Below are 23,361 nucleotides of genomic sequence, written 5' to 3' on the forward strand. Positions count from 1 at the left end.
ACATTCGGGTCGCCCGGGCGGGCGGGGGGGCGTAGAACCGGTGCGGAGACGCCGCAGGAGGTGGAGCGATGAGCGTTCAGCAGGCACAGGTCGCGCCGCAGGGGCCCGAGGCAAGCTACCATTACCGCGTCATGGCGCGCGCCATCGCGGCGGTGGACCGGCTCGGCCCGGCCGCGCGGCTCGAAGATCTGGCCGCCGAGATGCGGATGAGCCCGGCGCATTTCCAGCGGCTGTTCAGCGAATGGGCCGGGGTCAGCCCGAAGCGGCTGCAGCAATACCTCGCGCTCGGCCATGCCAAGGCGCTGCTGCGCGAGCATTTTACCACGCTGGAGACGGCGCAGGCGGCGGGCCTGTCCGGCAGCGGCCGGCTGCACGACCTGTTCCTGCGCTGGGAGGCGATGGCGCCCGGCGCCTATGCCGCCGGCGGCGCCGGGCTGGAGATCGCCTGGGGGCGCTTTCCGAGCCCCTTCGGCCCGGCCCTGCTGATGGCCACCGGGCGCGGTCTCTGCGGCCTCGCCTTCGAGGCCGAATGCGGCCCCGAGGCGGCCTTTGCTGATCTCGCCGGGCGCTGGCCGGCGGCGCGCTTCGTGGAGGCGCCGGAGCGGCTCGCGGACCATGCCGAGGCGGCCTTCGGCGCCGCCCCGCGGCGCGCCGCGGCGCTGGTGCTGATCGGGGCGCCGTTCCAGATCAAGGTCTGGGAGGCGCTGATGCGCATCCCCTCGGGGCAGGTCACCACCTATTCCGAGATCGCCGCGGCGATCGGCCGGCCGGCCGCGGTGCGGGCGGTGGGCACCGCGGTGGGGCGCAACCCGGTGAGCCTGCTGATCCCCTGCCACCGCGCCCTGCGCAAGACCGGCGGGCTTGGCGGCTACCATTGGGGGCTGCCGGTGAAGCGCGCCATCCTGGCGCACGAGGCGGCGCGCCGCGACCTCGCCGGCTGAGGGCTCCGTTCACGACTTTCCAACAGGCTCAGCAAGATTTTGCCGAGCGCACACTGGTTTGAGTTCAGGGCCGGGCCATCTCCCCCTATACCGATCGGCGATCCCGTTTCCGGGACCGCACCTGACTGCATGAGGGACACCCATGATCCGAGCCAAGTCCACCATCCTTTTGTCCACCGTGGCGCTGATGGCGCTGGCCGCCTGCGACCCGGCGGCGATGAACGACCCCAACAACCCCAACCGCAAGACCCAGCAAGGCGCGCTGATCGGCGCCGGCGTCGGCGCGGTGGCCGGGGCCCTGGCGGGCAACGACCCCGAGGAGCGCCGCCGCAACGCCGCGGCCGGTGCGCTGATCGGCGCCGGGGCCGGCGCGGTGGTCGGCAACCAGCTCGACAAGCAGGAGCAGGAACTGCGCCAGCAGCTCGGCAACGACGCGATCGACATCCGCAACACCGGCGACCGCCTGATCGTCACGATGCCGCAGAACATCCTCTTCGCCACCGATTCCGCCAATGTCAGCCCGTCGATCCAGGGTGACCTGCGGGCCGTGGCGCAGAACCTCAACCAGTACCCGAACACCTCGGTGCAGGTGGTGGGCCACACCGACAATACCGGCGGCGCGACCTACAACTACAACCTCTCGGAGCGCCGCGCCCAGGCGGTGGCCGGCATCCTGATCTCGAACGGCGTGGCCTCCGGCCGGGTCCGTGCGATCGGCCGCGGCGAGGACCAGCCGGTGGCCTCCAACCTGACCCCCGAGGGGCGTCAGCAGAACCGCCGGGTGGAGATCGTCATCCTGCCCAACGCCTGATCCGGTCCGGACAGACGCATCGTGCGGGCGTCGCGGCTTGCCGCGGCGCCCGTTTCGTTTCACCACGGGCGCAGTTCTTGCCGTTTGCGGAGGACCCATGTCCGAACTCACGCTCGTCGGCCTGTGCGGATCGCTGCGCCGGGCCTCCACCAACCGCTTGCTGCTGCACGAGGCGGCGCGCCGCTTCGGGCCCAGCCGCTTCGACGAGGCGCCGATCGCGCTGCCGCTCTTCGATGCCGACCTGCAGGCCGAGGGCATCCCGGCGGCGGTGCAGGATCTCTCCGACCGCATCGCCGCCGCCGACGCGGTGATCGTCGCCACCCCGGAATACAACAAGGGCATCTCGGGGGCGCTGAAGAACGCGCTCGACTGGATCAGCCGCACCGAGGGCAATCCGTGGCGCGACAAGCCGGTGGCGATCCTGTCGGCCAGCGCCGGCATGGCCGGCGGGCCGCGCGCGCAGGCCATGCTGCGGCTCTGCCTGACGCCGTTCCGGCCGCTGCTGCTGCCGGGGCCGGAAGTGCTGGTGGGGCAGACCTCGAAGAAGTGGGACGAAGAGGGCCGACTCGCCGACGAGACCGCGATCCGGCTGCTCGACGAGCTGATGGCCGACCTGCGGCGCGCGGCGGAGCGGGCGCGGGCCGGCTGAGCCGCGCCCGGGCTGCGGGTCTCAGTACCCGGTGCCGGTGGCCACCACCTTCACGGTGCGCACCAGAAGCTTCACGTCGGTGGCAAGCGACAGGTCGCGCAGATAGGCGAGGTCGAATTCCGCGCGCTCGGCAAAGCTCGAATCGTTGCGCACCGAGGTCTGCCAGTAACCGGTGATGCCCGGGCGCAGCGCGTAATAGGCGCTGCCGGGATAGATGCTGCGCTGGCAATCCATCATCGGCCGCGGGCCGACCAGGGACATGTCGCCGCGCAGCACGTTCCAGAGCTGCGGCAATTCGTCGAGCGAGGTCTTGCGGATGACCCGGCCGAGCGGGGTGATGCGGGGATCGCGGCGCAGCTTCTGCGCGGCGTCCCATTCCGCGCGCGCCGCCGGGTCGGAGGCGAGATGCGCCTCGAGCCGGGCCTCGGCATCGGGCACCATGCTGCGCAGCTTCCACATGTAAAAGACGCGCCCGCCCCAGCCGACCCGGCGCTGCCGGTAGATCGGCGCGCCGCCATCAAGCATGATCAGGGCGCAGAGCGGCAGCAGCGCCAGAAGCACCGGCAGCGCCGCCATCAGGACCAGCGCCACGTCGAGCAGCCGCTTCGCCCGGTCGCGGTAGAAGGTCGGACGCGGACGCGCCTGGAACGCGTCCAGCACGAGGCTTTCGATCTCGTTCGTACCGGCCAGCGGTCGACGGAAATGTGCGGTCAAGGTTCCCTCCGAGGCCCGGGGCCACTGCTCTTTCGGACCCGGTTGGACGGCGCGGGGCGGTGCGGGAGCCGCGCTGGCGCGCGGGGCACTGCCCTGCCGGTCTTCCGGGGCCGCTCTTGTTGTCTGCGCAGCACCAGCCCCCGGTGCCTCGTCACCCGAAACGGACCGGAATGCGGCCGTCCCGTTACGCCCCACGATATTGAATTGCGGCCATTTTCGGCAACGGACCTCACGCAGTTACAACTTCGGAGAGAACGGGACTCCGCGCGGCAGGGCCCGTGCCGCGCGCCGCAATTCGCCGGCCGGTCCGAAATGGGCCGCGCGCACGAGGGTCCGGCCCAAAGGAAACCCCACGGTTTCAGGAACTTGCCGCCCGGGCGCCGCAACGCACCGCTTCCCCGCGGGAAACAAATCCGGAAGCGGGGTGCGGCATTCGTTAAGAAATCTGAACGAATGTTAATCTCTACCTGGAATTGTTGCGCGCCGGGGTGCGAATTGCGCCCGCGGCGCGGCAACAATTCGGCGGAGGGCCGGGCGGGGCATTCCCGGCGCGCGGGGCTCCGGGCCGCGCCCGGCTCCGCGCTTCACGGCCGCGGCGGCGCGACATCCTAGAGGAGAGCCGGGCGATGTCTCAAATGTTACAAGAATTGGAGGCGACCCTCCGGGACCCCCCGAAGCCGCCACAAAGTCGCCCGGTTTCGCCCGAATCGCCGCCCCGTCCGGGGCACGGGCGGGGCGCCGATCGCTTGCCTCGCCGCCATGCCCCTTCTATGTCGGCAGCAAACCAACGGAGTTCGCCATGGCCAATCATCTCCATCACGGCGATCTGCCCGACGGGCTGGATCTCGGACCCGCCGTGGCGATCGACTGCGAGACGATGGGGCTCGATCCGCATCGCGACCGGCTCTGCGTGGTGCAGCTCTCGGCCGGCGACGGCGAGGCGCATCTGGTGCAGATCGCCCGCGGCCAGACCAGCGCGCCGAACCTCGAACGCCTGCTGACCGACCCGCAGGTGCTCAAGCTGTTCCATTTCGGGCGCTTCGACATCGCCGCGATGTACAAGACCTTCGGGGCCCTCGCGGCGCCGGTCTATTGCACCAAGATCGCCAGCCGGCTGGTGCGCACCTATACCGACCGGCACGGGCTCAAGGCGCTGCTGAGCGAGCTGCTCGACGTCGACATCTCCAAGCAGCAGCAATCCAGCGACTGGGGGGCCGAGGCGCTGAGCGGGGCGCAGATGGATTACGCCGCCTCCGACGTGCTCTACCTGCACCGCCTGCGCGAGGCGCTCGACGCGATGCTGGCGCGCGAGGGCCGCAGCGCACTGGCGCAGGCCTGTTTCGACTTCCTGCCGGTGCGGGCGCAGCTCGACCTCGCGGGGTGGCCCGACACCGACATCTTCGCGCATTCCTGACGGCGATGGTCCGGGCGCGCGGCAGAGGGCTCCACTCCGATCTCGTCTCCTGGATGAAGATCGTGCTGCCGCTGGTGGCGCTGGGCCTGTTGTCGACGATCTTCCTCTTCGCGCGCGATTCCGATCCCACCGGCAACGTGCCGATCGCCACCCGCGAGGGCTTTTCCGACCGCGCCTCCGAGATGGTCACCGCGCCGTTCTATTCCGGCGCCACCGGGTCCGGCGCGCTGCTGACGCTCAAGGCGGCGCAGGCCCGCCCCGACCCCGAGGCCGAGGGCCGGGCGCTGGCAGTGGACGTCGAGGCGGCGATGGCCTGGCCGGATGGCAGCCGCGTCGACCTCGCCGCCCCGGCGGCCAGCCTCGACGGCGAACAGAGCGTGCGGCTGACCGGCGGGGTGCGGATGCGCTCCTCGCAGGGCTACCGGATGCAGACCGATGCCCTGACCGCGGCGATGGACCGCGTCGCGGTGGAGAGCGACGGCCGGGTCGATGCCAGCGGCCCGGTGGGCGAGATCGAGGCCGGCCGGATGCGCATCGAGGAAAGCGCCGGCACCGCCGAGGAGGATGCCGACCTGCGTCTGCTTTTCACCGACGGGGTTCGGGTGATATATCGCCCCTGATGCCAGCGAGGTCTCCGGCCATGATGCGACACATTCCGTTCTGCCTGGTTCTGGGCCTGCTGCCGGTCGCGGCGCTGGCCCAGGGGGCCGAGGTGGCCTTCGGCGCGATGCGGCAGGACAGTTCCCTGCCGGTCGAGATCAGCGCCGACCAGCTCGAGGTGAGCCGCGCCGAGGGCACCGCGCTCTATACCGGCAACGTGGTGATCGGGCAGGGCGAGATGCGCCTGGCCGCGCCGCGGGTGCTGGTGGTCTACGGCGAGGAAGCCGGCCGCATCGCCCGGCTCGAGGCCACCGGCGGCGTCACCCTGGTCTCCGGCGAGGAGGCGGCCGAGGCGGAGCGCGCCGATTACGACATCGATGCCGGCACCGTGGTGATGAGCGGCGACGTGCTGCTGACCCAGGGCGACAACGCCCTGACCTCGGAGCGCATGGTGGTCAACCTCGAGAGCGGCACCGCCGAGATGTCCGGTCGGGTGCGCACGGTGCTGCAGCCGGCGGGTCAGGAATGACATGGCGGGACCGAACGGGCGCGCGGCGCTGAGCGTCACCGAAGGCGAGAGCGGGCTGCGGGTCAGCCACCTGCGCAAGAGCTACCGCAAGAAGGTGGTGATCCGCGACGTGTCGATCACCCTGGAGCGCGGCGAGGTGGTGGCGCTGCTCGGGCCCAACGGCTCGGGCAAGACGACGAGCTTCTACGCCATTGCCGGGCTGGTGAATCCCGAGGGCGGGCAGGTCCTGATCGACGGTTACGACGCGACCTACCTGCCGATGTATCGCCGCGCCCGGCTGGGCATCGGCTACCTGCCGCAGGAAATGTCGATCTTCCGCGGCCTGTCGGTCGAGGAGAACATCGCCTCGATCCTCGAGATCAGCGTGCGCAACGCCCAGAAGCGGCGCCGGCGGCTCGAGGCGCTGCTCTCGGAATTCTCCATCGAGCACCTGCGCCGGGCGCCGGCGCTGGCCCTGTCGGGCGGCGAGCGGCGCCGGGTGGAGATCGCCCGCTGCCTTGCCGCCGATCCGAAATATCTGCTGCTCGACGAGCCCTTCGCCGGGGTCGACCCGATCAGCGTCGGCGACATCCGCGGCCTGGTCTCGGAACTCAAGACCCGCGGCATCGGCGTGCTGATCACCGACCACAACGTGCGCGAGACGCTGGGTATCGTCGACCGGGCCTACATCCTGCACGACGGACGGGTGCTGATGTCGGGCAGCCCGGAGGAGGTCGTGCAGAACGAGAACGTCCGCCGTGTCTATCTGGGGGAAGGCTTCCGCTACGGTTGATTGCCGTCGCGGCACCCGCCCGCCGGGCCGCGGGCGGGGATCGGCTGACGTCGGTGCGCGGAACCCGGAGGCGCGGGTTTCGTTTGACAGAAACCCGGCTTCTCGCCTCAAATATCCATCATGACGCAGCGACTCCGTGCCCCTCGACGCGCCTGCCTCCGCTTCCGCGGCGGTGCGGTCTGGGCGATCGCAGGCGCGCGTCATCTCCCGACGCCAGGGGCCGTTCGCGCGTGCCAGAGCACGTGACCGGTCGCGCGCGCGGCCCTTTCACAGAAGGACAAGTCCATGCGGTATCAGATCACGGGCAAGCAGATCGACATCGGCGAATCGCTTCAGACCCACGTCAGGACCGAGCTCGCCGGCACGGTGGAGAAATATGCCGGCCGGCCGACCGACGCCAATGTGATCTTCTCCAAGAGCGGCCATGAATATGTCTGCGAGGCGGTGGTGCATCTGTCCACGGGCCTGAACTGCACCGCCAAGGCCCGCGCCACCGAGATCTATGCCGCCTTCGACGCCGCGCGCGAGAAGATGGACAAGCAGCTGCGGCGCTACAAGCGGCGTCTCAAGGACCACCATCAGGCCCGGACGAGTCCGGTTGAACTCTCCGGTGCGTCTTCGTATATCCTCGCCGGACCCGGTGACGACCTGCCGGAGGATGCCGAGCCCGACAGCCTCCAGCCGATCATCGTCGCCGAGATGGAGACGCAGATTCCGTCGCTCTCTGTGGGCGAGGCGGTGATGCAGATGGAACTCGCCGGAGCGCCGGTGCTGGTGTTCCGGAACGAGAAGAAGGACGGCGTGAACGTGGTCTACCGTCGTGACGACGGGAATATCGGCTGGATCGATCCGTAGGGCTCGGGCAGATGCCGAGCCAGAAGTCGGACGGCACGCGGCACGCGAAATCTGAGCAGGTGCATATGAACGTCATGAACCTTCTTGAGCCGGGCGCCGTCCGGGTGATCAGCGGTGCCACGAGCAAGAAGCGGCTGATGCACGACATCGCGGAGACCGCGGCGAGTGCCTATCGGGTGGATTACGACCGCACGCTCGAGGCGCTGATGGAGCGCGAGAGCCTGGGCCCCACCGGCGTCGGTCACGGCGTGGCGCTGCCGCATGCCCGTCTGTCCGGGCTCGACGCGGTGCGCGGCGCCTTCATCCTGCTCGAGAAGCCGATCGAGTTCGAGGCGGTGGACCGCCAGCCGGTCGATCTGGTCTTCGCGCTCTTCGCGCCCGAGGATGCCGGGGTGGAACACCTGAAGGCGCTGGCGCTGGTGTCGCGGACCCTGCGCGACGGCGGTTTCTGCAACAAGCTGCGCGCCAATCCCGATCCGGCCAAGCTGTTCACCATCCTGACCGAGGTGACGCCGTCGCAGGCCGCCTGAGCCGCGCCCGGACCGCACCCCGAACACGCGACATGACGGCCCCGCGGCATCTGCCCGGGGCCGTTTCGCGTGGCCGGTCCCGCAAACGAAAACCGCCCGCCCCGGGACGGGGCGGGCGGCGCGAGGGCGGGCCGTGGCCGGCCTGCGGTCAGCCGATGGCGGCGGCCTTCACGTCCTCGTCGATATAGGGCGCGTATTGCGCGAAATTGTCGGCGAACATCTGCACCAGCTTGGCGGCCTGCGCGTCGTAGGCGGCCTTGTCCTCCCACGTGCGGCGCGGGTCGAGCAGCAGCTCGGCCACGCCCTCGACCTTGACCGGCACCTCGAAGCCGAAATTCGGGTCCTTGCGGAACTCGGCATTGGACAGCGACCCGTCGAGCGCCGCGGTCAGCAGTGCCCGGGTGGCCTTGATCGGCATCCGCGAGCCGGTGCCGTAGGCGCCGCCGGTCCAGCCGGTATTGACCAGCCAGCAGGTGGCGCCGTGCTTGGCGATCTTGTCGCGCAGCAGGTTGCCGTAGACCTCGGGGCGGCGCGGCATGAAGGGCGCGCCGAAGCAGGTCGAGAAGGTCGGCTCGGGCTCGGTGACGCCGCGCTCGGTGCCGGCGACCTTGGAGGTGAAGCCCGACAGGAAGTGGTACATCGCCTGCGCCGGGGTCAGCCGGGCGATCGGCGGCAGCACCCCGAAGGCGTCGCAGGTCAGCATGATGATGTTCTTCGGATGCCCGCCGAGCGCCGTCTTCGAGGCGTTCGAGATGTAGCTCATCGGGTAGGCGCAGCGCATGTTGGCGGTCAGGCTGTCATCCTCGTAATCGAGCTCGAAGGTCTCCTCGTCGAAGACCATGTTCTCGATCACCGTGCCGAACTTCTCGGTGGTGGCGTAGATCTCGGGCTCGGCCTCGCGGCTCAGGCTGATCGTCTTGGCGTAGCAGCCGCCCTCGAAGTTGAAGGTGCCGCGCTCCGACCAGCCATGCTCGTCATCGCCGATCAGCACCCGCGCGGGGTCGGCCGACAGGGTGGTCTTGCCGGTGCCGGACAGGCCGAAGAAGATCGCCGTGTCGACCGGGTTGCCGACGGCGTGGTTGGCCGAGCAATGCATCGGCATCACGCCCTTCTCGGGCAGCAGGTAGTTCAGCAGCGTGAACACCGACTTCTTGTTCTCGCCGGCATATTCGGTGTTGCCGATCAGGATCAGCTTCTTGTCGAAGTTCAGGGCGATGACCGTCTCGCTGCGGCAATCGTGGCGCGCCGGGTCGGCCTGGAAGGTGGGGCAGTTGATGATGGTGAAGTCGGCGGTGTACTCGTCCAGATCCTCGCGGTCGGGCCGCCGCAGCAGGTGCCGGATGAACAGGTTGTGCCAGGCCAGTTCCGAGACCACGCGCACGTTGATGGCGTGCTGCGGGTCGGCCCCGCCCACCAGATCCTGCACGTAGTAGTCGCCGCCCTTCATGTGCTCGAGCATGTCGGCATGCAGCGCGTCGAAGCCTTCGGGGGACATCGGCGCGTTGTTGTCCCACCAGATCTTGTCCTCGACCGAGGCGCTGCGCACGACGTGCTTGTCCTTGGGCGACCGGCCGGTGAAGGCGCCGGTGGTGACCAGGAAGGCCCCGCCGCGGCCCAGCCGTCCCTCTCCCCGTTTCAGCGCCGCCTCGACGAGGGCGGGCTCCATCAGGTTGTAGTAGACATTTCCCAGCCCCTCGATCCCCTGATCTTCGAGCCGGAATTGCGGGTTGACCCGTCCAAATGTCATCGCTCTCGCGCTCCTGTAAGCCCGGCCGCCCGGCGGCCTGTCATCAGTTCCCCACGGCATAGTATACCGCAGGGCACCATCTAGCACGGGCAGCATTTGACTGAACAGATTGCCGGGCATCGAGTTAGCGCAACCAGTCGAGGTTTAGCGCAACCAAATTTCGCGGCGTTCCGGCGGCGGGAAAGGTCGTGACGCGGATTAAGCCGATCTCGACACTTTTGGGGTTGCATCGAAGCCATGCCCCGTCGGTGATTCGTCATTAGGAATTGCTGTACCCCCCGAAACCGCCCATATTGTGGAAAAACAGACAACAAGAGCAGTACAAGGAATTCCCCCATGTCGAGAATCGCCCTTGTGGACGATGACCGCAACATCCTGACCTCTGTCTCGATCACGCTCGAGGCCGAGGGCTTCGAGGTCGAAACCTACAACGACGGCCAGCAGGCGCTCGAAGCCTTCAACCGCAAGCTGCCGGACATGGCGGTGTTCGACATCAAGATGCCGCGCATGGACGGCATGGACCTGCTGCAGCGGGTGCGGCAGAAATCCAAGATGCCGGTGATCTTCCTGACCTCCAAGGACGACGAGATCGACGAGGTCCTGGGCCTGCGCATGGGCGCCGACGACTACGTCAAGAAGCCGTTCAGCCAGCGCCTGCTGGTGGAGCGCATCCGCGCCCTGCTGCGCCGCCAGGAGGCGGTGGAAACCGACGCGGTGGGCGACACCGAGGAGACCAAGCTCCTGGTCCGCGGCTCGCTGACCATGGACCCGCTGCGGCATTCGGTGACCTGGAAGGGCAAGGACGTGTCGCTGACGGTGACCGAGTTCCTGCTGCTGCAGGCGCTGGCGCAGCGCCCGGGCTTCGTCAAGAGCCGCGACCAGCTGATGGACGTGGCCTATGACGACCAGGTCTACGTGGACGACCGCACCATCGACAGCCACATCAAGCGGCTGCGCAAGAAGATGCGCGGCGCCGACGACACGTTCTCGGCGATCGAGACGCTCTACGGCATCGGCTACCGCTTCAACGAAGAGTGATCCATGGCCCTTGCCGAGCGCATCCTGCCGCAGGATGACCCTTCGCCGGGACGGCGGGACGACGACGTGGTGCTGGGCGACGACTGGGTCGCCCCGCATTCCACCGTCGAACGCGAGCTGCGCGAGAGCCGCGCGCGGCGGGGGCTGTTTTCACTCAACCGGTCGCCGCTGACCCGCAAGATCATCACCTTCAATCTGATCGCGCTGAACGTCCTGGCGGCCGGCATCCTGTTCCTGAATTCGTCGCGCGACACCCTGGCGATCCAGCGCGCCAACGCCGTGCAGGGCGAGATCGAGCTCGTCGCCGACGTCTTCGAAGCGCAGATCGACAGCGCGGCGGAGGTCGATCTGGCCGCCGGGCAGGGGCTCGACGTGGCGCGGACGCTGGCCGGGCTCGACCTGCGGGCCGGGGCCCAGGTGATGGTCTTCGACCCGGCGCTGTTCCTCGTCGGCGAGGCCGAGGGCGCGATGCGCCCCGCCGCCGGCGAGACCGCGGCCGAGGCGGTCGAGCAGCCGACGGTGATCTCCGACTTCCTGACCGCGCTGTGGCATTCGGTGGCGGGGATGTTCTCCATCCTGTCGAGCGACGCGCCGCTCAGCCTCGAGGACCGGCTGCGCCGCCTGATCGAAAGCAACGGCACCGAGGCGACCGTGGTCTCCCAGGTGCAGGTCGAATCCGGCGCCACGGTGTTCACCGCGCTGACGCCGATCCGCCAGGGGTCGGAGGTCGCGGGCATCGTCGGCGCGGTGTTCCCGGCCGAGGAGATCGACACCGCGGTGCGGCTCGAGCGCGAGCGCGTGTTGCAGATGTTCGTCATCGCCACGCTGGTCTCGATCGGGCTCAGCCTGGTTCTGGCCTCGACCATCGCGCACCCGATCTCCGACCTCGCCGAGGCCGCCGAGATGGGGCGCGACCGCAACCGCCGCAACAATTCCCCCGGCCGCATCCGCATCCCCGACCTGACCGCCCGCCCGGACGAGATCGGCCGCCTCTCGGGGGCGCTGCGCGGCATGGTGGCGGCGCTTTACGACCGCATCGACGGCAACGAGCAGTTCGCCGCCGACGTCGCGCACGAGATCAAGAACCCGCTGGCCTCGCTGCGCTCGGCCGTGGGCTCGCTCCGGATGATCAAGAAGGAGGAGCACCGCACCAAGCTGCTCGACGTGATCGAGCACGACGTGCGCCGCCTCGACCGCCTGGTCTCCGACATCTCGAACGCCTCGCGGCTCGACAGCGAACTGGTCAAGGAGGAGGAGCAGGAGTTCAACCTGCTTGAGATGGTCGACAACCTGACCCAGTATCTCGGCGCCGATGCCAAGAAGAAGGGCGTCGAGTTCATCACCGACCTGCCGCCGCGGCCGATCCGCATCAACGGGCTCGAGGCGCGGCTGGCGCAGGTCTTCGTCAACCTCATCACCAACGCGATCTCGTTCTGCGAGGACGGCGACGCCATCCGCGTCTGGGTGCGGCGGCGCGACAACCGGGTCCTGGTGGTGGTCGAGGATACCGGCCCCGGCATTCCCGAACAGTCGCTGACGAAGATCTTCAAGCGCTTCTACTCGCACCGCCCGGACAGCGATTTCGGCAACAATTCCGGCCTCGGCCTGGCCATCTCCAAGCAGATCGTCGAGGCCCATGGCGGGGTGATCTGGGCCGAGAACATCCGCCCCACCGAGGCCGACGTGACCTCCGAGCCGCTCGGCGCGCGCTTCGTCGTGGGCCTGCCGATATGAGCCGGGGATGACCGACGCGCCGGTCGTCCTGCACGGCACGGCGGTCGCCTGGGAGAGCCGCGCCCTGCTGATCCGCGGCGCATCGGGGCGCGGCAAGTCGGCGCTGGCGCTGCAGCTCATGGCCTGGGGCGCCGGGCTCGTCGCCGATGACCGGGTCTGCCTCGCGGCGCGGGCCGACGGCGTCGAACTCTCCGCCCCGGCGCCGATCCGCGGGCTGATCGAGGCCCGCGGCCTCGGGCTGCTGCGCGCCGAGGCGGTGGCGGGCGCGCGGCTGGCGGCGATCCTCGATCTCGACCGGGCGGAACCGCAGCGCCTGCCGCCGGCGCGGCACGAGACGGTTCTCGGTCACCGGGTGGTGTTGCTTCACAACTTCGAGCACGCCCATTTCGCCGCCGCATTGCTGCAATATCTAAAGGCGGGTCGAAAGGAGTAACGCGGCATGGGTTCGTCCGCTGAGCGTGTTGTGCTCGTCACCGGTCCGTCCGGGGCCGGACGGTCCACGGCGATCAACGCGCTGGAGGATTTCGGCTACGAGGCCATCGACAACATCCCGGTCAGCCTGATCCCGCGCCTGCTCGAGGGACCGACGCTGCCGCGGCCGATGGCGCTGGGAGTCGACGTGCGCAACCGCGACTTCTCGGTCGAGGGGCTCTTGGAACTGCGCGCCCGGCTGGCCGATTGGCCGAGCCTGGCGCTGGAACTGCTCTATCTCGATTGCAGCGAGGCGGTGCTGGTGCGGCGCTATTCCGAAACCCGGCGCCGGCATCCGCTGTCGCCCGATGCCGCGCCCAGCGACGGCATCCGCCGCGAACGGGCCCTGCTGGAGCCGGTGCGGCTGGTCTCCGACACGCTGATCGACACGTCTGCCCTGTCCCCGCACGAGCTGCGCGAGGAATTGCAGGCGGGCTTCAGCCTCGACCCGGCGCGGCAGCTCGCCGTGTCCCTGATGTCCTTTTCCTACAAGCGCGGCGTGCCGCAGGGGGCCGACATGATCTTCGACTGCCGCTTTTTGCAGAACCCGCACTGGGTGGCGGAATTGCGGCCTCTGACCGGGCTCGACGCCGAGGTGGCCGCGCATGTGGCGGGCGATGCCCGGTACGCCCGCTTCCTCGACCGGGTGACCGACCTTTTGACCTTCCTGCTGCCGGCCTACCGCGACGAGGGCAAGGCGCATTTCGCCGTCGGCTTCGGCTGCACCGGCGGGCAGCATCGCTCTGTTGCCGTTACGGAAAGCGTGGCCGGCGGGCTTGCGGCTGCGGGCTGGCGGGTGTCTATAAGACACAGGGAACTGGAACGCCGGGGCCTTGCCCCCGCTACCGGACGCGTTCTGGACAAAACTGGGGAAGGCGGATCTTGATCGGGATCGTCATCGTGGCGCATGGCGGACTCGCGCGCGAATATCTCGCCGCGGTCGAGCATGTCGTGGGCCAGCAGCCCGGGATCAGCGCGATCGCCATCGAGGCCGATTGCAACCGGAGCAGCAAGCAATCCGAGATCTGCGCCGCCGCCGACGCCGTCGACCAGGGCGACGGGGTGGTCATCGTGACCGACATGTTCGGCGGCTCGCCCTCCAACCTGTCGCTGCGCGCCTGTCAGCCCGACAACCGCCGCATCCTCTACGGCGCCAATCTGCCGATGCTGATCAAGTTGGCGAAATCACGCAACAAAAGTGTGACGGAAGCGGTCCGCGCAGCGCTCGAGGCGGGCCGGAAATACATTGACAGCCAGAACATCAAGCCCGATCACATGGCCGATCTGCCGTCCCAGACGGCCTGACCGGAACCGGACGTTTCTGCCATGACCGACATCGTGCGCCGCCAGCTCAGGATCGTGAACGAGAAGGGCCTGCATGCCCGCGCCTCGGCCAAGCTGGTGGAGATCGTCGAGGGCTTCGACGCCTCGGCCGAGGTGTCGCGCGACGGGCTCTCGGCCTCGGGCGACAGCATCATGGGGCTCTTGATGCTGGCCGCGGCGCGTGGCAGCACGATCGAGGTGGAGACCTCGGGCGCCGATGCGGCGGCGCTCGCCGATGCCATCGAATCCCTGGTGGCCGACAAGTTCGGGGAGCCGTGCTGAGCCACGCCGCCCGGGGCGACGGCCGCGTCGAGGCCCGCCGCCTGAGCTACGCCAACACCTTTCCCGATCCCTGGAAGCGGGTTGCGATCCGGGCGCTCGAATGGAGCACCGGCAAGGCCCGGCTGCTGCGGTTGGTGCGGCGCTTCGAGCGGCTGGGCCCGGCCGAGGGCCAGGCCTTCTGGAGCCAGGCGCTGGCGGTGATGGGCATCGCCATCGAGACCCCGGCGGCGGAGACCGCGCGGATCCCGGCCCAGGGCCCGGTGGTGCTGGTCGCCAACCATCCGCACGGCCTCGTCGACGGCATGGTGCTGGCCGAGCTGCTGGGCCGGGTGCGCCAGGATTACCGCATCCTCGTGCGCTCGCTGCTCACCGGCATTCCCGAGATCGAGGACTTCCTGATCCCGGTGCCGTTCCCGCACGAGGCCGATGCCCGGGCGCGCGGCCTGGAGATGCGGGCGCGGGCGATGGCGCAGCTCGAACGCGGCGGCGCGGTGGCGCTGTTTCCCGCCGGCGCGGTGGCCGCGGCGCCGGGCGGCTGCGGCGCCGCCCAGGAGGCGCCCTGGGCGCCCTTCACCGCCAATCTCATCCGGCGCAGCGGCGCCACCGTGGTGCCGGTGCGCTTCCCGGGGGAGAATTCCCGCGCCTACCAGCTGGCCAGCACGCTGTCGCCGACGCTGCGCCAGGGGCTGCTGCTGCACGAGGTGGTGCGCGCCTGCGGCCGGCCGCAGGCGCCGGTGACCGGCGCGCCGCTGGGGCCGGCCAACTGGGCCGCGCCGGACCTGATCCGGCGCGCGGCCCCGCGCCCCTGTGCCGGAAACCCGGTCCGGCGGCGCCCGGCCGCGGCGCGCCCCTGGCGCTCCGGGGCGCCCGCCGGCTCGGAACCCGGGCCGCCCGCCGCCTCCGGACCCGGGCCGCCGGCCGGATCGCCAAGCCGGGCGCCGGCCGGCTGCTCAGTAGATGTAGCGGATCTGGTCGGTCCAGAAGCGTTCCAGCCGGCGCAGGTTGTGCGACAGGTCGTCGAAGCCCGCCGGGCCGAACACGCTGCCGCGGCGCATGCCGTCGGCATGCCGATCGAACAGCTCACGCACGACCTGACGGACCTCCCGCCCCTTGCCGGTCAGCCGGACCCGCACCGCGCGGCGGTCGATCTCGCAGCGCTGGTGGTGCATGTAGCCGGCATCCACCAGCTTCTTGAGATTGTAGCTGACATTCGAGCCCTGGTAGTAGCCGCGGGTCTTCAGTTCGCCCGCGGTCACCTCGTTGTCGCCGATGTTGAACAGCAGCAGCGCCTGCACGGCATTGACCTCGAGAATGCCGAGCCGCTCGAACTCGTCCTTGATCACGTCGAGCAGCAGGCGGTGCAGCCGTTCGATCATCGACACCGCGTCGAGATATCCGGGCAGCAATCCGTCGCGTTCCGCCTGGCCCATCATGGAGTGCAGGGTCATCGTCTTCTCCGCCATTGTTCATTGGGCGGAGATTGCGGCAAAGTCGCAAACAATCGGTTAAGTCGCGCGGCCCCCGCCGGGCAGGGTCGCGGTGATCTCGGCGATGCTGGCGCCGTGGCGGGACGGCGCCGGCTCCTGGCCGCTGATCCAGCGGTAGAGATCCTGATCGTTCTCCTCGAGCAGCGCCTCGTAGCGGTCGAGCGCCTCGTCCGGCAACGCCCCCAGCCGAGCCTCGACGAAAGCCATCAGGATCAGGTCCATCTCCTTGGTGCCGCGGCGCGAGGAGCGCATGGCGAGCCGGCGCAGGCGCACCGCGCGGGTCTCCGCGGCGCTCATATCCCGGCCTCCGACATCGCCCGGCGCAGGCGCTTCTCGAGCCGGCCGACGCGTTCCGCCGTGCGCCGCATGTCGGTCTGGATCTCGCGCAGGTCGATCAGCAGGGCGCGCAGGTCGGCCATGTCGGGCTCGTCGGCCGGCGGGCTCAGCCCCTCGCCCTCGCCGGAGAGCAGCCAGGCCATCGACACGTTCAGCATGCCCGACAGCGATTGCAGCCGGTGGGTCCGCGGCTCCGCCCGGTCCTCCTCCCAGGACTGCACCAGCGTCACCTTGACGCCGAGCCGCCGCGCCAGGTCCTCCTGGGACATCTGCGCCGCGTCGCGCGCCGCCGCCAGGCGATCGCCGAAGGTCGCCGCGTCGGGGCCGTACCAGTTCTCGTCATCCATCGCGTCATTCCTTTCAGCGCCGCCGCGCGCCCGCCCGCGACCGGCCCCGGTTGATCACCGCTGCGGCCAAATCTAAGACAGGGCGCATTGCGGTTCAAATCGGGGCACCCATGGCCTTTCTGTCCGACACCCTCTCCCGCGTCAAACCTTCCCCCACCGTCGCGGTGACGCAGCTGGCGCGCGACCTCGCCGCCGAAGGCCGCGACATCATCGGTCTCGGCGCCGGCGAGCCGGATTTCGACACGCCCGAGCATATCAAGGCCGCCGCCGTCGCGGCGATCGGTGCCGGGCACACGAAATACACCGCGCCCGACGGCATGCCCGAGCTCAAGGCGGCGATCGCCGAGAAGTTCCGGCGCGAGAACGGGCTGGTCTATGCGCCCTCCGAGATCTCGGTCTCCACCGGCGGCAAGCAGGTGCTGTTCAACGCCCTGATCGCCACCCTCAACCCCGGCGACGAGGTGGTGGTGCCGGCGCCCTACTGGGTCAGCTACCCCGACATCGTCCGGCTCGGCGGGGCGGAGCCGGTGATCGTGGCGACCCGGGCCGAGGCGGGGTTCAAGCTGACGCCCGAGGCGCTCGGGGCGGCGCTGACGCCGCGCAGCAAGTGGCTGATCTTCAACTCGCCCTCCAACCCCACCGGCGCGGCCTATACCAGCGGCGAGATCGCCGCGCTGATGGCGGTGGTGCGGCGCTGGCCCAACCTGCACGTGCTGTCGGACGACATCTACGAGCACCTGACCTATGACGGCTTCCGCTTCGCGACCCCGGCCAAGGTGGCGCCCGACCTGCGCGACCGCATCCTGACCGTCAACGGCGTCTCCAAGGCCTATGCCATGACCGGCTGGCGCATCGGCTATGCCGGCGGGCCCGAGCCGCTGATCGCGGCGATGCGCAAGGTGCAGTCGCAATCGACCACCAATCCCTGCTCGATCAGCCAATGGGCGGCGGTCGAGGCGCTCACCGGGCCGCAGGACTTCCTGGCCGAGTGGCGCGAGGTCTTCCGGCGCCGCCGCGACCTGGTGGTCGGCGCGCTGAACGCCTGCCCGGGGATCACCTGCGCGGTGCCCGAGGGCGCCTTCTACGTCTACCCATCGGTGGCCGGGCTGATCGGCGGCACCAGCGCCGGCGGCACCCCGCTCGACGACGACGAGGCGGTGTGCCGCGCCCTGCTCGAGGAGGAGGGCGTGGCGGTGGTGTTCGGCGCGGCCTTCGGCCTCAGCCCCTATTTCCGGGTCAGCTACGCCACCTCGGACGCGGTTCTGGAGGAGGCCTGCCGCCGCATCCGGCGCTTCTGCGAGGGGGTAACGCGATGAGCCGGCTGCCGCGGCTCTACTTCCGCATCCGCGAGGGCGGCGCCGCGGTCTGCCGGATCGATGCCGAGAACCGCAACCGCCGGCTGGACCTGCAGCAGGTCGCGGTGGTCGGGCTGCGCTCGGGCGAGATCCGGACCCAGGGCGGGGCCGAGCTGTCGCCGGAGGAGGTCGCCGAGATCGAGACCTGGCTGATGCGGCGCCGCACGCTGCTGAAGCTGCGCGAGGCCGACGAGATGCACCGCGTGGTGGAGCAGATCAACCTCGCCGCGCACTGGGCGCAGAGCCGCGCCAGCGACGCCCAGCTCGACGAGATCACCGACGACCTGCTGCTGGCGATGCACGATCTCCGGGCGGTTCTGGTGCGGCGCCGCGCCGAGCGCGACCCGCCTTCCGGTCAGGGCAGCGCGTAGCCGCGGGTCACCGCAGCGGTTTCCGAGCCTTCGCCGCCGCTGCGGCGCGACGACAGCACCTCGGCGCGGGGCAGCCAGTCGTACCGGGCGTCCTCGCGCGTCGGGGACCAGAACAGGACACCGCCGAAGCGCCAGGGATCGAGCACCAGACCGTCATACATGCCGTCGCCGCGGCGGCTCAGGATCACCGTGCTGTGCTCCAGCCGGAAGACATTGCGCGGCGGCGCGATGGCGCGGTGCAGCTGGAGCGTGCGGAAGCCCTCGCGGGCCAGCCGGGCCTGCAGGTCCTCGGCCCAGTGCCAGCACAGGCCGCGCGGCTTGGCGCCGTTGTTGACCTTGATGTTGTGGACCACCGGCGGGTCCTCGATCTCGTAGCGCTCGGCCAGCGTCAGCGGGTAGGTGAAGGCGATGCGCGCGGCGCGCTCGGCCTCGCCGGGATCGACATCGGCGCCGAGGTCGCGGATCGCCGCCGCCAGGGCCGCGATCTCGGCCTGGTCCGGCCCCGGCGGTCCGTTCACGTAGCTCGGTCCGCAAGCGGTCAGGCCCAGCAGGGCGACCAGCGCCGCGAGGCGCGCCAACAGCCTGAATGTCATGGATGTCTCTTCCCGTTCCCGTCGTGCGCGCCGTCCCTAGCGCGGAGGCCGGCGGCTGTCGAGCGCCCGGAACGCGAAAGCCCCCGCCGGGGGCGGGGGCTCACGAAGCAGTGACGCGGCGGGCCGGGCGGAGGCCTGGCCCGGAGCGGTCACTCGCGGCTTTCGGGGGTGTCGACGATCAGCGTGTCGTAATCGTCCTCGCCCATCACGTCGCTGCCGGCGCTCTCCTCCGGGGCGGCCAGGGCCGCGGCCTGCTCGGCCTCGGTCTTGCGCGCCTCGATCACCACGTTGTCGCGGTCGGTGGCGATCTTCTGCACCTTCTGGGTCGCGCCACCGGTGCCGGCCGGGATCAGGCGGCCGACGATGACGTTCTCCTTGAGGCCCACCAGCTTGTCCACCTTGCCCTGCACCGAGGCCTCGGTGAGCACGCGGGTGGTCTCCTGGAAGGAGGCCGCGGAGATGAAGGACCGGGTCTGCAGCGACGCCTTGGTGATGCCGAGCAGGATCGGTTCGCCCTGGGCCGGACGGCCGCCCTTCTTCTCGATCTTCTCGTTGGCGGCGTCGAACTCGGCCTTGTCCACGTGCTCGCCCTTGAGCAGCGTCGTGTCGCCGGAGTCGAGGATCTCCCACTTCTGCAGCATCTGCCGGACGATGACCTCGACATGCTTGTCGTTGATCTTCACGCCCTGCAGCCGGTAGACGTCCTGGACCTCGTCGATCATGTAATTGGCCAGCGCCTCGACACCCATGATCGACAGGATGTCATGCGGCGCCGGGTTGCCGTCCATGATGTAGTCGCCCTTCTGGACGTAATCGCCTTCCACGACCGGAATGTGCTTGCCCTTCGGGATCATGTATTCCTTGGGCTCGACACCGTCCTCGGCCGGTTCGATCGAGATCCGGCGCTTGTTCTTGTAGTCCTTGCCGAAGCGCACGTAGCCGTCGATCTCGGCGATGATCGCGTGGTCCTTGGGACGACGGGCCTCGAACAGTTCCGCCACCCGCGGCAGACCGCCGGTGATGTCCTTGGTCTTGGCGCCCTCGCGCGGGATCCGCGCCACCACGTCGCCGGCCTTGATGTCCTGGCCGTCCTCGCAGCTGAGGATGGCGTCGACCGACATCGGGTAGGTGACCGGGTTGCCGGCATCGTTGCGCACCGGCTCGCCGTTGGCGTCCTGCAGGATGATCTCGGGCTTGAGCTCGTTGCCCTTGGGCGCGGCGCGCCAGTCGGTGACGATCTTCTGCGTCATGCCGGTGGCGTCGTCGGTATCCTCGCGGACCGAGATGCCGTTGATCAGGTCGACATGACGGGCGGTGCCGTCCTTCTCGGCGATGATCGGCAGGGTGTAGGGGTCCCATTCGAAGAGCTTGTCGCCCCGCGCGATGGTCTGCCCCTCCTCGACGAAGAGCTTGGTGCCGTAGCCGACCTTGTGGCTGGCCCGCTCGGCGCCGTCCTCGCCGACGATGCGCAGCTTCATGTTGCGGCCCATCACCAGCGTCTCGCCCGCGGCGTTGAGCAGGGTCGAGGCGTTCTCGTACTCGATCTTGCCCGACTGGCTGGCCTCGAGGAACGATTGCTGGCCGCCTTGCGCGACGCCGCCGATGTGGAAGGTCCGCATCGTCAGCTGGGTGCCCGGCTCGCCGATCGACTGCGCCGCGATGATGCCGACGGCCTCGCCGACGTTCACCATGGTGCCGCGGGCCAGGTCACGGCCGTAGCACATGGCGCAGACGCCTTCCTCGGCATCGCAGGTCAGCGGCGAGCGGATGCGCGCGGTCTGCACCGCCGCCTCCTCGATGGCGTCGGCCATGCGCTCGTCGATGAGCTGGCCTTCGCGGATCAGCACCTCGTCGGTGCCCGGCTTGAGGATGTCCTCCGCCGACACGCGGCCGAGCACGCGCTCGCCAAGCGAAGCCACGACCTCGCCGTCGTTGATCGCCGCCTCGGCGGTGATCGAACGGTCGGTGCCGCAATCGTTCATCCGCACGATGCAGTCCTGCGCCACGTCCACCAGGCGGCGGGTCAGGTAGCCCGAGTTCGCCGTCTTCAGAGCGGTGTCCGACAGGCCCTTCCGGGCACCGTGGGTCGAGTTGAAGTACTCGAGAACGGTCAGGCCTTCCTTGAAGTTCGAGATGATCGGCGTCTCGATGATGTCGCCGTTCGGCTTCGCCATCAGGCCGCGCATCCCGCCCAGCTGCTTCATCTGGGTGACCGAGCCCCGGGCGCCGGAATGCGCCATCATGTAGACCGAGTTCGGCTCCATCTCGGCGCCGCTCTCGTCCTTCTTGGCGGCCGAGATGGTCGCCATCATGGCCTCGGTGACCTTGTCGTTGCACTTCGACCAGGCGTCCACGACCTTGTTGTACTTCTCGCCCTGGGTGATCAGGCCGTCCATGTACTGCTGCTCGAAATCCTTCACGAGCGCGCGGGTCTCTTCCACGATCGGCCACTTCGACTCGGGCACGACCATGTCGTCCTTGCCGAAGGAAATGCCGGCGCGGAACGCCTCCTTGAAGCCCATGCCCATGATCTGGTCGCAGAAGATGACCGATTCCTTCTGGCCGCAATAGCGGTAGACGGTGTCGATGACGCGCTGCACGTCCTTCTTGCGCAGCAGGCCGTTGACCAGGTCGAAGGGCGCCTTGGCGTTCATCGGCAGCAGCGCGCCGAGACGGACCCGGCCCGGCGTGGTCTCGTAGCGCTTCCAGACCTCCTGGCCCTCGTCGTCGATCTGCTTGACGCGGCACTCGATCTTGGCGTGCGGATGCACCTCGCCGGCATTCAGGGCGTGCTCGACCTCCTCGATGGAGGCGAACTTCATGCCTTCGCCCTTCATGCCCTCGCGCATGATCGTCGTGTAGTAGAGGCCGAGGATCATGTCCTGCGACGGCACGATGATCGGCGCGCCGTTGGCCGGCGACAGCACGTTGTTGGTGGACATCATCAGCACGCGCGCTTCCAGCTGGGCCTCGAGGCTCAGCGGCACGTGGACGGCCATCTGGTCACCGTCGAAGTCGGCGTTGAAGGCCGAGCAAACGAGCGGGTGCAGCTGGATCGCCTTGCCCTCGATCAGCGTGGGCTCGAAGGCCTGGATGCCGAGGCGGTGCAGGGTCGGGGCGCGGTTCAGCAGCACCGGGTGTTCGCGGATCACCTCGTCGAGGATGTCCCAGACCTCCGGACGCTCCTTCTCCACCAGCTTCTTGGCCTGCTTCACCGTCGAGGAGAGACCCTTGGCCTCGAGCCGCGAATAGATGAACGGCTTGAACAGCTCGAGCGCCATCTTCTTCGGCAGGCCGCACTGGTGCAGCTTCAGCTCCGGACCGGTCACGATGACCGAGCGGCCGGAGAAGTCCACGCGCTTGCCGAGCAGGTTCTGGCGGAACCGGCCCTGCTTGCCCTTGAGCATGTCCGACAGTGACTTCAGCGGGCGCTTGTTGGCGCCGGTGATGACGCGGCCGCGACGGCCGTTGTCGAACAGCGCGTCGACCGATTCCTGCAGCATCCGCTTTTCGTTGCGGACGATGATGTCGGGCGCGCGCAGCTCGATCAGCCGCTTCAGGCGGTTGTTGCGGTTGATCACCCGGCGGTAGAGGTCGTTCAGGTCCGAGGTTGCGAAGCGGCCGCCATCGAGCGGCACCAGCGGACGCAGTTCCGGCGGGATGACCGGGATCACCGTCATCACCATCCACTCGGGACGGTTGCCGCTCTCGAGGAAGTTCTCGACGACCTTCAGGCGCTTGATGATCTTCTTCGGCTTGAGCTCGCCGGTGGCTTCCTTGAGCTCCTCGCGCAGGCGCTCGGCCTCGCTCTCGAGGTCGATCTGGGCCAGCATCTCGCGGATCGCCTCGGCGCCGATATTGGCGGTGAAGGCGTCGGCGCCGTACTGGTCCTGGGCGTCGAGGAATTCATCCTCGGTCAGCAGCTGGCCGTAATTCAGGTCGGTGAGACCCGGCTCGACCACCACGTAATTCTCGAAATAGAGGATGCGCTCGAGATCGCGCAGCGTCATGTCCAGCATCAGGCCGATGCGCGAGGGCAGCGACTTCAGGAACCAGATATGGGCGCAGGGCGCGGCCAGCTCGATATGGCCCATGCGCTCGCGACGGACCTTCTGCAGCGTCACCTCGACGCCGCATTTCTCGCAGACGACGCCGCGATACTTCATCCGCTTGTACTTGCCGCAGAGGCACTCGTAATCCTTGATCGGCCCGAAGATGCGGGCGCAGAACAGGCCGTCGCGCTCGGGCTTGAAGGTCCGGTAGTTGATGGTCTCGGGCTTCTTGATCTCGCCGAAGGACCAGCTGAGGATCCGCTCGGGGCTCGCCAGCGACACCTTGATCTCGTCGAAGACTTTCGGCGGGGTCAGGGGGTTGAACGGGTTGTTGGTGATTTCCTGGTTCATCTTGATACCTCGAATTGCGCGCAAGGGACGGGGCGGGCCGGGCTAGTGCCCGGCCGGCC

General features: G+C 69.1%; 25 protein-coding genes and 1 pseudogene. 18 read left to right on the top strand and 8 right to left on the bottom strand.

Annotated elements, in window-relative coordinates:
• Positions 1–68: 68 nt before the first annotated feature.
• The 3 genes from ACXYMW_RS14175 to ACXYMW_RS14185 all read left to right on the top strand — a co-directional run bounded on the left by ACXYMW_RS14175 (position 69) and on the right by ACXYMW_RS14185 (position 2,401).
• Positions 69–941, top strand: a complete 873-nt coding sequence (locus tag ACXYMW_RS14175) for a methylated-DNA--[protein]-cysteine S-methyltransferase (protein WP_459035979.1) — start codon at positions 69–71, stop codon at positions 939–941.
• A 142-nt stretch (positions 942–1,083) separates the two neighbouring features.
• Positions 1,084–1,752: an OmpA family protein gene (locus tag ACXYMW_RS14180; protein ID WP_459035980.1), complete on the top strand. Its 669-nt coding sequence runs from the start codon at positions 1,084–1,086 to the stop codon at positions 1,750–1,752.
• 97 nt (positions 1,753–1,849) lie between these two features.
• A complete protein-coding gene (locus ACXYMW_RS14185; protein WP_459035981.1) occupies positions 1,850–2,401 on the top strand; it encodes an NADPH-dependent FMN reductase in 552 nt (183 codons plus the stop codon).
• 21 nt (positions 2,402–2,422) lie between these two features.
• On the opposite strand, the gene ACXYMW_RS14190 is transcribed toward ACXYMW_RS14185, so the two are convergent.
• On the bottom strand, positions 2,423–3,115 hold the full coding sequence (locus tag ACXYMW_RS14190) for a sugar transferase (protein WP_459035982.1): 693 nt from the start codon (positions 3,113–3,115) through the stop codon (positions 2,423–2,425).
• Between the two features lie 799 nt (positions 3,116–3,914).
• Between ACXYMW_RS14190 and ACXYMW_RS14195 the strand changes: the two genes are divergently transcribed.
• The 6 genes from ACXYMW_RS14195 (at position 3,915) to ACXYMW_RS14220 (ending at position 7,815) form a co-directional block, all read left to right on the top strand.
• Positions 3,915–4,529, top strand: coding sequence for a ribonuclease D (locus ACXYMW_RS14195; protein WP_459035983.1), 615 nt, complete (start codon positions 3,915–3,917; stop codon positions 4,527–4,529).
• Between the two features lie 5 nt (positions 4,530–4,534).
• Positions 4,535–5,149 carry an LPS export ABC transporter periplasmic protein LptC gene (lptC, locus tag ACXYMW_RS14200; RefSeq protein ID WP_459035984.1) on the top strand — a complete coding sequence of 205 codons (615 nt, stop codon included), beginning with the start codon at positions 4,535–4,537 and terminating at the stop codon, positions 5,147–5,149.
• Between the two features lie 23 nt (positions 5,150–5,172).
• On the top strand, positions 5,173–5,658 hold the full coding sequence (gene lptA, locus ACXYMW_RS14205) for a lipopolysaccharide transport periplasmic protein LptA (RefSeq protein WP_459035985.1): 486 nt from the start codon (positions 5,173–5,175) through the stop codon (positions 5,656–5,658).
• 1 nt (position 5,659) lies between these two features.
• Complete coding sequence (lptB, locus tag ACXYMW_RS14210) at positions 5,660–6,430, top strand: LPS export ABC transporter ATP-binding protein (RefSeq protein ID WP_459035986.1); 771 nt, start codon at positions 5,660–5,662, stop codon at positions 6,428–6,430.
• Between the two features lie 285 nt (positions 6,431–6,715).
• Positions 6,716–7,285, top strand: a complete 570-nt coding sequence (hpf, locus tag ACXYMW_RS14215) for a ribosome hibernation-promoting factor, HPF/YfiA family (RefSeq protein WP_459035987.1) — start codon at positions 6,716–6,718, stop codon at positions 7,283–7,285.
• A 65-nt stretch (positions 7,286–7,350) separates the two neighbouring features.
• Entirely contained in the window at positions 7,351–7,815 is a 465-nt protein-coding gene (locus tag ACXYMW_RS14220) for a PTS sugar transporter subunit IIA (RefSeq protein ID WP_459036018.1), read from the top strand.
• 148 nt (positions 7,816–7,963) lie between these two features.
• Here ACXYMW_RS14220 and ACXYMW_RS14225 read toward each other — a convergent pair whose 3' ends face one another.
• Positions 7,964–9,562, bottom strand: a complete 1,599-nt coding sequence (locus ACXYMW_RS14225) for a phosphoenolpyruvate carboxykinase (protein WP_459035988.1) — start codon at positions 9,560–9,562, stop codon at positions 7,964–7,966.
• 336 nt (positions 9,563–9,898) lie between these two features.
• Here ACXYMW_RS14225 and ACXYMW_RS14230 point away from each other — a divergent pair, with 336 nt between their 5' ends.
• From ACXYMW_RS14230 to ACXYMW_RS14255, 6 genes are read left to right on the top strand one after another with little or no spacing between them, the layout of a single operon-like run.
• Positions 9,899–10,600, top strand: a complete 702-nt coding sequence (locus tag ACXYMW_RS14230) for a response regulator transcription factor (RefSeq protein ID WP_459035989.1) — start codon at positions 9,899–9,901, stop codon at positions 10,598–10,600.
• A gap of 3 nt (positions 10,601–10,603) precedes the next feature.
• Entirely contained in the window at positions 10,604–12,334 is a 1,731-nt protein-coding gene (locus ACXYMW_RS14235; RefSeq protein WP_459035990.1) for an ATP-binding protein, read from the top strand.
• 7 nt (positions 12,335–12,341) lie between these two features.
• Positions 12,342–12,767 (top strand): HPr kinase/phosphorylase, encoded by a 426-nt coding sequence (locus ACXYMW_RS14240; RefSeq protein WP_459035991.1) that lies wholly within the window; start codon positions 12,342–12,344, stop codon positions 12,765–12,767.
• A 6-nt stretch (positions 12,768–12,773) separates the two neighbouring features.
• Positions 12,774–13,691 (top strand): RNase adapter RapZ, encoded by a 918-nt coding sequence (gene rapZ, locus ACXYMW_RS14245; RefSeq protein WP_459035992.1) that lies wholly within the window; start codon positions 12,774–12,776, stop codon positions 13,689–13,691.
• The gene (locus ACXYMW_RS14250; RefSeq protein ID WP_459035993.1) at positions 13,688–14,110 is read left to right on the top strand and encodes a PTS sugar transporter subunit IIA; all 423 of its coding nucleotides are present in this window, start codon (positions 13,688–13,690) and stop codon (positions 14,108–14,110) included. The genes rapZ and ACXYMW_RS14250 overlap by 4 nt, the downstream gene beginning before the upstream one ends.
• A gap of 21 nt (positions 14,111–14,131) precedes the next feature.
• A complete protein-coding gene (locus tag ACXYMW_RS14255; RefSeq protein WP_459035994.1) occupies positions 14,132–14,410 on the top strand; it encodes an HPr family phosphocarrier protein in 279 nt (92 codons plus the stop codon).
• Between the two features lie 46 nt (positions 14,411–14,456).
• On the opposite strand, the gene ACXYMW_RS14260 is transcribed toward ACXYMW_RS14255, so the two are convergent.
• Complete coding sequence (locus tag ACXYMW_RS14260; protein ID WP_459035995.1) at positions 14,457–14,687, bottom strand: hypothetical protein; 231 nt, start codon at positions 14,685–14,687, stop codon at positions 14,457–14,459.
• On the opposite strand from ACXYMW_RS14260, the pseudogene ACXYMW_RS14265 reads away from it, so the two are divergent.
• Positions 14,611–14,997, top strand: a pseudogene (locus ACXYMW_RS14265) (1-acyl-sn-glycerol-3-phosphate acyltransferase); the annotation flags it as partial. The gene ACXYMW_RS14260 and the pseudogene ACXYMW_RS14265 overlap by 77 nt on opposite strands.
• Positions 14,998–15,360: 363 nt before the next feature.
• On the opposite strand, the gene ACXYMW_RS14270 reads toward ACXYMW_RS14265, so the two are convergent.
• The 3 genes from ACXYMW_RS14270 to ACXYMW_RS14280 are packed head-to-tail and all read right to left on the bottom strand — an operon-like array spanning position 15,361 to position 16,580.
• Positions 15,361–15,858: a MarR family winged helix-turn-helix transcriptional regulator gene (locus tag ACXYMW_RS14270; protein WP_459036019.1), complete on the bottom strand. Its 498-nt coding sequence runs from the start codon at positions 15,856–15,858 to the stop codon at positions 15,361–15,363.
• Positions 15,859–15,915: 57 nt separating this feature from the next.
• The gene (locus tag ACXYMW_RS14275; RefSeq protein WP_459035996.1) at positions 15,916–16,194 is read right to left on the bottom strand and encodes a succinate dehydrogenase assembly factor 2; all 279 of its coding nucleotides are present in this window, start codon (positions 16,192–16,194) and stop codon (positions 15,916–15,918) included.
• Positions 16,191–16,580: a helix-turn-helix domain-containing protein gene (locus tag ACXYMW_RS14280; RefSeq protein ID WP_459035997.1), complete on the bottom strand. Its 390-nt coding sequence runs from the start codon at positions 16,578–16,580 to the stop codon at positions 16,191–16,193. The genes ACXYMW_RS14275 and ACXYMW_RS14280 overlap by 4 nt, the downstream gene beginning before the upstream one ends.
• Positions 16,581–16,690: 110 nt before the next feature.
• Here ACXYMW_RS14280 and ACXYMW_RS14285 point away from each other — a divergent pair, with 110 nt between their 5' ends.
• Positions 16,691–17,896, top strand: a complete 1,206-nt coding sequence (locus ACXYMW_RS14285) for a pyridoxal phosphate-dependent aminotransferase (protein ID WP_459035998.1) — start codon at positions 16,691–16,693, stop codon at positions 17,894–17,896.
• On the top strand, positions 17,893–18,306 hold the full coding sequence (locus ACXYMW_RS14290) for a hypothetical protein (RefSeq protein WP_459035999.1): 414 nt from the start codon (positions 17,893–17,895) through the stop codon (positions 18,304–18,306). Before ACXYMW_RS14285 ends, ACXYMW_RS14290 begins: the two co-directional genes overlap by 4 nt.
• On the opposite strand, the gene ACXYMW_RS14295 is transcribed toward ACXYMW_RS14290, so the two are convergent.
• Positions 18,291–18,899: a hypothetical protein gene (locus ACXYMW_RS14295; RefSeq protein WP_459036000.1), complete on the bottom strand. Its 609-nt coding sequence runs from the start codon at positions 18,897–18,899 to the stop codon at positions 18,291–18,293. The two genes, ACXYMW_RS14290 and ACXYMW_RS14295, sit on opposite strands and share 16 nt — an antisense overlap.
• A 149-nt stretch (positions 18,900–19,048) precedes the next feature.
• Entirely contained in the window at positions 19,049–23,302 is a 4,254-nt protein-coding gene (rpoC, locus tag ACXYMW_RS14300) for a DNA-directed RNA polymerase subunit beta' (protein ID WP_459036001.1), read from the bottom strand.
• Positions 23,303–23,361 lie beyond the last annotated feature (59 nt).

This window comes from Roseivivax sp. CAU 1761, from assembly GCF_054482755.1.

Excerpts from the sequence above, each read along its gene's own strand:
- ACXYMW_RS14175 (WP_459035979.1), top strand. The coding sequence starts at position 69 with ATGAGCGTTCAGCAGGCACAGGTCGCGCCGCAGGGGCCCGAGGCAAGC.
- ACXYMW_RS14180 (WP_459035980.1), top strand. The coding sequence starts at position 1,084 with ATGATCCGAGCCAAGTCCACCATCCTTTTGTCCACCGTGGCGCTGATG.
- ACXYMW_RS14185 (WP_459035981.1), top strand. The coding sequence starts at position 1,850 with ATGTCCGAACTCACGCTCGTCGGCCTGTGCGGATCGCTGCGCCGGGCC.
- ACXYMW_RS14195 (WP_459035983.1), top strand. The coding sequence starts at position 3,915 with ATGGCCAATCATCTCCATCACGGCGATCTGCCCGACGGGCTGGATCTC.
- lptC (WP_459035984.1), top strand. The coding sequence starts at position 4,535 with ATGGTCCGGGCGCGCGGCAGAGGGCTCCACTCCGATCTCGTCTCCTGG.
- lptA (WP_459035985.1), top strand. The coding sequence starts at position 5,173 with ATGCGACACATTCCGTTCTGCCTGGTTCTGGGCCTGCTGCCGGTCGCG.
- lptB (WP_459035986.1), top strand. The coding sequence starts at position 5,660 with ATGGCGGGACCGAACGGGCGCGCGGCGCTGAGCGTCACCGAAGGCGAG.
- hpf (WP_459035987.1), top strand. The coding sequence starts at position 6,716 with ATGCGGTATCAGATCACGGGCAAGCAGATCGACATCGGCGAATCGCTT.
- ACXYMW_RS14220 (WP_459036018.1), top strand. The coding sequence starts at position 7,351 with ATGAACGTCATGAACCTTCTTGAGCCGGGCGCCGTCCGGGTGATCAGC.
- ACXYMW_RS14225 (WP_459035988.1), bottom strand. The coding sequence starts at position 9,562 with ATGACATTTGGACGGGTCAACCCGCAATTCCGGCTCGAAGATCAGGGG.
- ACXYMW_RS14230 (WP_459035989.1), top strand. The coding sequence starts at position 9,899 with ATGTCGAGAATCGCCCTTGTGGACGATGACCGCAACATCCTGACCTCT.
- ACXYMW_RS14235 (WP_459035990.1), top strand. The coding sequence starts at position 10,604 with ATGGCCCTTGCCGAGCGCATCCTGCCGCAGGATGACCCTTCGCCGGGA.
- ACXYMW_RS14240 (WP_459035991.1), top strand. The coding sequence starts at position 12,342 with ATGACCGACGCGCCGGTCGTCCTGCACGGCACGGCGGTCGCCTGGGAG.
- rapZ (WP_459035992.1), top strand. The coding sequence starts at position 12,774 with ATGGGTTCGTCCGCTGAGCGTGTTGTGCTCGTCACCGGTCCGTCCGGG.
- ACXYMW_RS14255 (WP_459035994.1), top strand. The coding sequence starts at position 14,132 with ATGACCGACATCGTGCGCCGCCAGCTCAGGATCGTGAACGAGAAGGGC.
- ACXYMW_RS14270 (WP_459036019.1), bottom strand. The coding sequence starts at position 15,858 with ATGACCCTGCACTCCATGATGGGCCAGGCGGAACGCGACGGATTGCTG.
- ACXYMW_RS14275 (WP_459035996.1), bottom strand. The coding sequence starts at position 16,194 with ATGAGCGCCGCGGAGACCCGCGCGGTGCGCCTGCGCCGGCTCGCCATG.
- ACXYMW_RS14280 (WP_459035997.1), bottom strand. The coding sequence starts at position 16,580 with ATGGATGACGAGAACTGGTACGGCCCCGACGCGGCGACCTTCGGCGAT.
- ACXYMW_RS14285 (WP_459035998.1), top strand. The coding sequence starts at position 16,691 with ATGGCCTTTCTGTCCGACACCCTCTCCCGCGTCAAACCTTCCCCCACC.
- ACXYMW_RS14290 (WP_459035999.1), top strand. The coding sequence starts at position 17,893 with ATGAGCCGGCTGCCGCGGCTCTACTTCCGCATCCGCGAGGGCGGCGCC.
- ACXYMW_RS14295 (WP_459036000.1), bottom strand. The coding sequence starts at position 18,899 with ATGACATTCAGGCTGTTGGCGCGCCTCGCGGCGCTGGTCGCCCTGCTG.
- rpoC (WP_459036001.1), bottom strand. The coding sequence starts at position 23,302 with ATGAACCAGGAAATCACCAACAACCCGTTCAACCCCCTGACCCCGCCG.